This window comes from Salinisphaera shabanensis E1L3A (assembly GCF_000215955.2).
Lineage (GTDB): Bacteria > Pseudomonadota > Gammaproteobacteria > Nevskiales > Salinisphaeraceae > Salinisphaera > Salinisphaera shabanensis.
In genome coordinates this window covers 21,673-27,672 of record NZ_AFNV02000037.1, presented here as the reverse complement: position 1 = coordinate 27,672, position 6,000 = coordinate 21,673, and the positions used below count along the sequence as shown (strand labels likewise).

Annotated in this window: 7 protein-coding genes; all 7 read right to left on the bottom strand. The window is 60.8% G+C overall.

Going from position 1 to position 6,000, the window contains the following annotated elements:
* Window positions 1–10 precede the first annotated feature (10 nt).
* A complete protein-coding gene (locus tag SSPSH_RS17300) occupies window positions 11–214 on the bottom strand; it encodes a hypothetical protein (protein ID WP_152522859.1) in 204 nt (67 codons plus the stop codon).
* 33 nt (window positions 215–247) lie between these two features.
* Window positions 248–631 (bottom strand): DoxX-like family protein, encoded by a 384-nt coding sequence (locus SSPSH_RS17295; protein WP_006915209.1) that lies wholly within the window; start codon window positions 629–631, stop codon window positions 248–250.
* Window positions 624–1,067, bottom strand: coding sequence for a thiol-disulfide oxidoreductase DCC family protein (locus tag SSPSH_RS17290; RefSeq protein WP_006915210.1), 444 nt, complete (start codon window positions 1,065–1,067; stop codon window positions 624–626). Before SSPSH_RS17290 ends, SSPSH_RS17295 begins: the two co-directional genes overlap by 8 nt.
* Before the next feature lie 114 nt (window positions 1,068–1,181).
* Window positions 1,182–1,604 carry a hypothetical protein gene (locus SSPSH_RS17285; RefSeq protein WP_006915211.1) on the bottom strand — a complete coding sequence of 141 codons (423 nt, stop codon included), beginning with the start codon at window positions 1,602–1,604 and terminating at the stop codon, window positions 1,182–1,184.
* A 64-nt stretch (window positions 1,605–1,668) separates the two neighbouring features.
* A complete protein-coding gene (locus SSPSH_RS17280) occupies window positions 1,669–3,039 on the bottom strand; it encodes a GntP family permease (RefSeq protein WP_006915212.1) in 1,371 nt (456 codons plus the stop codon).
* Between the two features lie 156 nt (window positions 3,040–3,195).
* Complete coding sequence (locus tag SSPSH_RS17275; protein WP_006915213.1) at window positions 3,196–5,127, bottom strand: GGDEF domain-containing phosphodiesterase; 1,932 nt, start codon at window positions 5,125–5,127, stop codon at window positions 3,196–3,198.
* A 349-nt stretch (window positions 5,128–5,476) separates the two neighbouring features.
* A complete protein-coding gene (locus SSPSH_RS17270; protein WP_006915214.1) occupies window positions 5,477–5,821 on the bottom strand; it encodes a hypothetical protein in 345 nt (114 codons plus the stop codon).
* Window positions 5,822–6,000 lie beyond the last annotated feature (179 nt).

Sequence of the window (6,000 nt, the reverse complement as noted above, 5' to 3'; positions counted from 1 at the left end):
CCTGGTGGGTTTACACACCTAGACGCACGGCGACCATGCCCGCGATCAAGGCGAACGGGACGATACCGATCAACACCGGCAGCACGGTTTGTGTGCCGGCCAGGAAATCTCGGCTCAGACGCTGCCTGTTAGTCATTGTGCTTTCCAAACCGCTGCCCCGCACAGGAAAGACCGCGATGATGCCGCATGAAGATGTTGCGATGAAACGTCGCATGCGGTTCATTCGATGTGCCGCGTGCAAATTCTGTCAGCGTGCGGGCGCCCGTTGGCTGCTGTATATCACCTGGCACAGCGCAAGCGCTGCAATATTGGTTGTGACCGGATTGAACGCACCGGTGAGCGTAGCGGGCACAAACAGGGCCGCGTCAAGCAGCAGCGCGATCAACAAAACCGCAGCGATATAAACCGGCGCAAGCGAACGGCGTCGCCACGCAATCGACAACCCGACCGCAATCTCGACGAGACCGGCCAGCAGCGCGAACACGCCTGCCGGTACGGGAATGCCATGGTTCGCGACCCACGCTGTTTCCAACGGATCGAGCCAGAGGATTTTGGGGACCAGACCGTGATAGACGAAGACGAACGCCAGTGCATAGCGTGCGCCGCGGTTGATCCGCTCCAATTCACCCATCCGCGTCTAGGAAGCGGCCGGCATGATCGGAACTTGGCAACACGCACTGATCGTAACGCCCGAAAATCGTATAGCGGTTACGCGCGATACGGTCGTAGACGAAATCGCGCACCACTCGCGGGCACAGGCGAAGCCCGGCAAACAGCTTCCAGACCCCGCCGAGCTGGACGACCACACGCAGGAACGCATCTGAGCGTTCATAGGCGTTGCGGCCCTCGACATACAACATCGTGTCGAATCGATCGGTCGGCAGATCGAAATGCGCAAGAATCGCCTGGCCTTCGCGCGACTGCACCGATGCCATCTTGAAGCGGCGCTGCGTGTCGTATTTTAGAATAAACCGACACCACGCATTGCACAGTCGACAAACACCGTCGAACAGGATGACGCGGTCGTCGGCTTCGATATGGGGTGGGAGCGATTGTTTGTGACGCATTCGGTTGAGCCTCGGTGAGCCGAGACAGTTTTCGACGATCCAGACTACCTCCGTTGGCCCGATTTAGAGAGCGCCCATCTACACAGTGGCGCCAGCCCGCCGGCAAGGAGCAAATCACAACCCACGGGGTAACACACGCCACCAGCCGGAAAGTGTCACATGCGACCCAACAGCCAAACCTGCTATGAGCATCGACCCCAGTTCCGCGCGTACCCAATCGTGCATCAGTAAACCGGAGATCGTCATCAAACCAATATGCAGGCTAGCGAGCGCGATCCAGTAAGCTAATACCGAGGCCCTATACCAGCCTTGCAACCAAGACAGCAGTGCCCAATAGCCGTAGACACCGACAGCGCAACCCGACGCCGCAAGCCACGCGAGAAACGCGGTGAGCCGCCAATCGCTGGGCAGTAGAACGGCAGGAAGCAGACCGATCGACGCCACAAACGCGCCAATACCGATGCTGACTGTGAGCGGAAACCCGATCACCACCGCTTCGAGCAGCAGTACTCGACGATTGAGTACGCCAGCATTCATGAAACGCTCGCTAAACGCTCGCTAAACGCTCGCTTAGGCTAAACGCAGCATTTGCTTGCCGGAACTACATCAAAACAACCGACATCAGCCACACCACCAGAATACCGACGACGCCCTGAATCAGCGTGGCCAGCGTCTGCGCGCGATAAGCCAACGCAACCGGCATCCGGCTGAACTGGGACACGACCCAGAAGAAGCTGTCGTTGGCATGCGAAACCGTCATGGCGCCAGCGCCGATCGCGAGCACACACAGTGCCCGGCCTATCTCGCTATCGAGTCCGATATCGCCGAGCAATGGCGCCACCAGCGCCGAGGTGGCCACCAGCGCAACGGTGGACGAGCCTTGTGCGGTCTTGAGCGCCGCGGCCACGACGAATGGCATGAAGATACCGATGCCAAGCGTCGACAGGGTTTCGCCGATGAAATCAGCCAGCGGCGTCGCCTTGAGGACCTGACCGAAGGCGCCGCCCGCGCCGGTAATCATGAGAATAGGCGCGGCTGCGGCAATACCGGCGCTCACGCGCTCTTCAAGTGCGTCGCGGCGTTTGACGGTCGGCAACAGCGGAAAGGCCGCGACCAGCCCAAGCGCCAATGCAACCAGCGGATTGCCGAGGAACTCCAACACGCTCGCGACACCGCCCTCGCCCAGTGGCGCTGACGGAAACGCAGCGACCGAGCCCAGGCAAATCAATACGATCGGTAGCAGAATGGGCGCGAACGCAGCGAAGGCGCCCGGTAGCGCGCCGTGTTTTTCCCTGAACGCGGCGAACGCATCCTCGGCGTTCAAGGCCTCGGCATCTTCGGTCAACAAGCCGGCATCCGCATCGTCCCGGCCGAGAAAGCGGTTTGCCCAAAGCATGCCGGCCATCGCCGTAATCAGCGCGACGATCGCGCCCAACAGAATGACGAGTCCGAGATTGCTACCGATGCCCAGATTACCGGCGGCCGCGATCGGCCCCGGTGTCGGCGGCACGAAGGTATGGGTGGCGTACAAACCGGTCGCCAGTGCCACGCTCATCGCGGTGACCGACACATTCATGCGCGCGGCGGCTGCGTTCTTCAACGAGTTGAGAATGACGTAACCGGAATCACAGAACACCGGAATCGATACGAGATACCCGATCAGCGACATCGTCAGCGTTGGAAAGCGTTGCCCGAGCAAGCGGATGATCGTTTCCGCCATGGTCAGCGCCGCCCCGCTCTTCTCCAGAATCACGCCGATGATCGTGCCGAAAACAATCACCAGGCCGATACTGCCCAGAATGCCCCCAAAACCTTTGCCGATCGCCTCTACGACATCCATTGCCGGCACGCCATAAGCCAGCCCCCCGATCAGGGCGGCAAACAACAGCACCAGAAACGGATGCAGCTTCAGCCCCGAGGTCGCGAATACGATAAAGGCAATCAGGCCAATGAGGATCAGGGTATAGAGCATGGGGGCGGCACTCGGGGCGCTGTCACGATCGAGGGCAGGTATTTTGAACTATCTGCAGTTTGCAGAAAATGTTTTAGCGCACGCCCGCGCGGGAGATTTCACGCAATGAGCCTTGAAGCATCCCGCATGGCGCGACCGGCGTCACTGCGGCGGTCGCTACTCGGGTGCCCGCTCGTTATCGCCGTGCTTCGCCGAGCCGGCCCGATGCTGTTCGACCAGCTCGAACAACGCGGGCTCGGGCATCGGGCGTTCGAGCAGATACCCCTGAACATATTCACACCCCATCGTCTGAATTCTGTCCCACTGCTGCTGTGTTTCCACGCCTTCGGCGACCACCAGAAGATCCTGGCCGTGGGCCAGTGCGACGATGCCTCGCGCCAGCTCGTGTGCGGCGCCTTCGTGCTCGATATGCTGAACCACGCGCTTGTCGAGTTTGACGATCGAAACCGGCAAACGGGTGAGATACGCGATCGACGAATATCCGCTGCCGAAATCGTCGATCGCGATACGCGCGCCGGTTTCTGTGAGCCGGCGCAGGCCACGGGCCATACGTTCGAAATCGCGAATTACGCTTCGCTCGGTCAACTCGAAGACCAGATGCCGGCCCTCGACATCGTGCCGCGCGAGCGTGGCGTCGATCAGGTCATGAAAATCATGCTGCAACACTTCCGCGCCGGGTACGTTGATCGTCACGTACGGCACGAATCGCGAAGCCGCCTGCCAGGCCGCGATGTATCGGCACGCACTATCCAGTGCATAGGCAACAAGCGCTCGGCGCGGGCCTTTTTCGGGATCGATCACCGGCACGAATTCTGTTGGGCTGACCTCGCCGAGTTCCGCGTCCTGCCAACGCGCAAGCAGTTCGACCCCCATCAGCGACTGATCCGCATTCGCAAAAATCGGCTGGGCGTGGAATGTCACGTCACCGTTGCGAACGGCGGATTCGAAGCGGGTACGCAGCGCGGCCTGACGACGAAAACGCTTGGCGATCGCGGCATTGAACAGCGCCGTATCGCCTGCCCAGCTCTGGTTTTCGTGCGCAAGCTGGGCACGGCCGATCAGTGCCACACCGGAGTCCCCGTGGTCGGGATGCACACACAACCCGCAGCTCGCCTCGAATGAAAAGTGCACGTCCTCGTGCGCTATCTCGCACTGCGCCCGGGCGCGAAGCTGCTCGCAATGGCGCCGCGCCGCGTGCACCGAGCCATCGAACTCGAACGCACCGACGAAACCTCGCTCCGTCAGACGGGCAATATAAATCAGGTTGTCGTTGTTATCGCGCAGGTCGTCCATCCAGCGATTGATCATCGCCTGGATACGGCCCGGGCCGTAGGCGAGCGACATGTCGTACAGATTGTCGACGCTGAGATAGAAGATGCCGAGCTTACGTCGCCCATCGCGGGCTTGTTCGGCCAGCAGTTCGATCTTTTCGTAGGCGATGATATGGGTCGCCGACGGCAACGCGGCATCCCGATCCAGCAGCTCGGCCATACCCGCACGCGTGGACGCCAGCGCCTCATTGAGCGTGAACTCTTCCTCGACCAGAAGCGCAATCTCGGCAAGGGTTTGTCGGGCGCTGACATCGAACGCGCGCGGCTTGAAATCGAGCAGCGCAACACAGCCTACGACTGCGCCGGCATCGGTGTGCAATGCACGCCCGGCAAAAAAGCGCATATTGCGCGCCTGTTCGTCCCCGGCGTCTTGGGACTTCGAGCCTTCACCGTGCATGTCCTCGATCACGAATACATCGCGATAGTCGGCCGTCTGTCGGCAGAGCTCGATTTCCGCTCGCGCCGTGCCCAGCTGAAAGCCGAAGCGGGACTTGAACGAATACTGGGCCTCGTCGAACAGCACGATTAAAGCCTCGGGCGCATCAAATATGCGCCCGACAAGCCGGGTAAAGCGATCGTAGCGTTCCTCGTACGAATCCTCCCATAGCTCCGAGCGAAGCAGCTCGCCCACGCGGGCGTCGAGCGATTTCAGCTCGGGCGGGTCCGATGCGCCACCGTAAACCGGTTCATTGTCGACGATACGCGCGTGTGCAGTACGGCCCGACTCGGCCACGTCCGCGTTCTTGTCGTCTTTCACCTTTTCCCCCGCTTGAGCTGGCTTCTGCCGTATTGCGACACCCTGCCTCGCCCATGGCCGCTGTCGTGCCGATTTGCAGGCCCGGCGGCCGGCGCGCCAAGCCGGCATTTGCGCGATCGTGGACATCCAGCCTCGACTTTACCCGACCGTCTCCTCGTTATCGGCCGCGTAAGGCGATTTCATAGTGGTCGAGCGCGTTACTCAATCGGTCGAGTCGAGCCGCTACAGCGGCATCGGCCGCTCGTAAACCCCGTATCGTGCGCCGACAGCAACCGGTGACGCCATCGCCGCATTTCGAAAATGTGCAGGATCTCGTGTGCCCCCCACATGCCCTGCCCTGGCTGTGGGGCTAGTACCGCCATGTGCCCTGTTCGTTGACGAGCACGTCATCACAGCCACGAATTACCTGAAGACGACCATCCTCGTGGACGTAATAGGTTGTATCCCCGTTGTCGAACCGATATCCGAGAAAACGACACGGGGTGGCGCCGTCCGCGCACCGGGTATGCCATGTCCGGCCGTCCAGCGTGATTGTCCGGCCGCTTTCCTTGCTACGGCCTTCATACACGACGCGGTCGCACGAGATGTTGCCTTCGGCACAAGCCACTGTAATATCAATCAGGTAATTCGGCGTCTCCAGCTGGGCTGCCGAGGCAGTCAGCGAAAAAAACGCTAGCGCTAATAACTTTTTCATGGTGAACCTTCCGAATGAGCCGAATAGTGGTAATCAGCGGCAGTTTACGCGATGGTCGGACGACGCACTCGCACCAGAACCGGCCTGAATAGCGATCGAAACCGCCCGCGCATATCGACCCGTTTTGCGGCGCTCGGCCCGATGCCGCGGACCGTATTCACGACGTGACACGCCGGCGG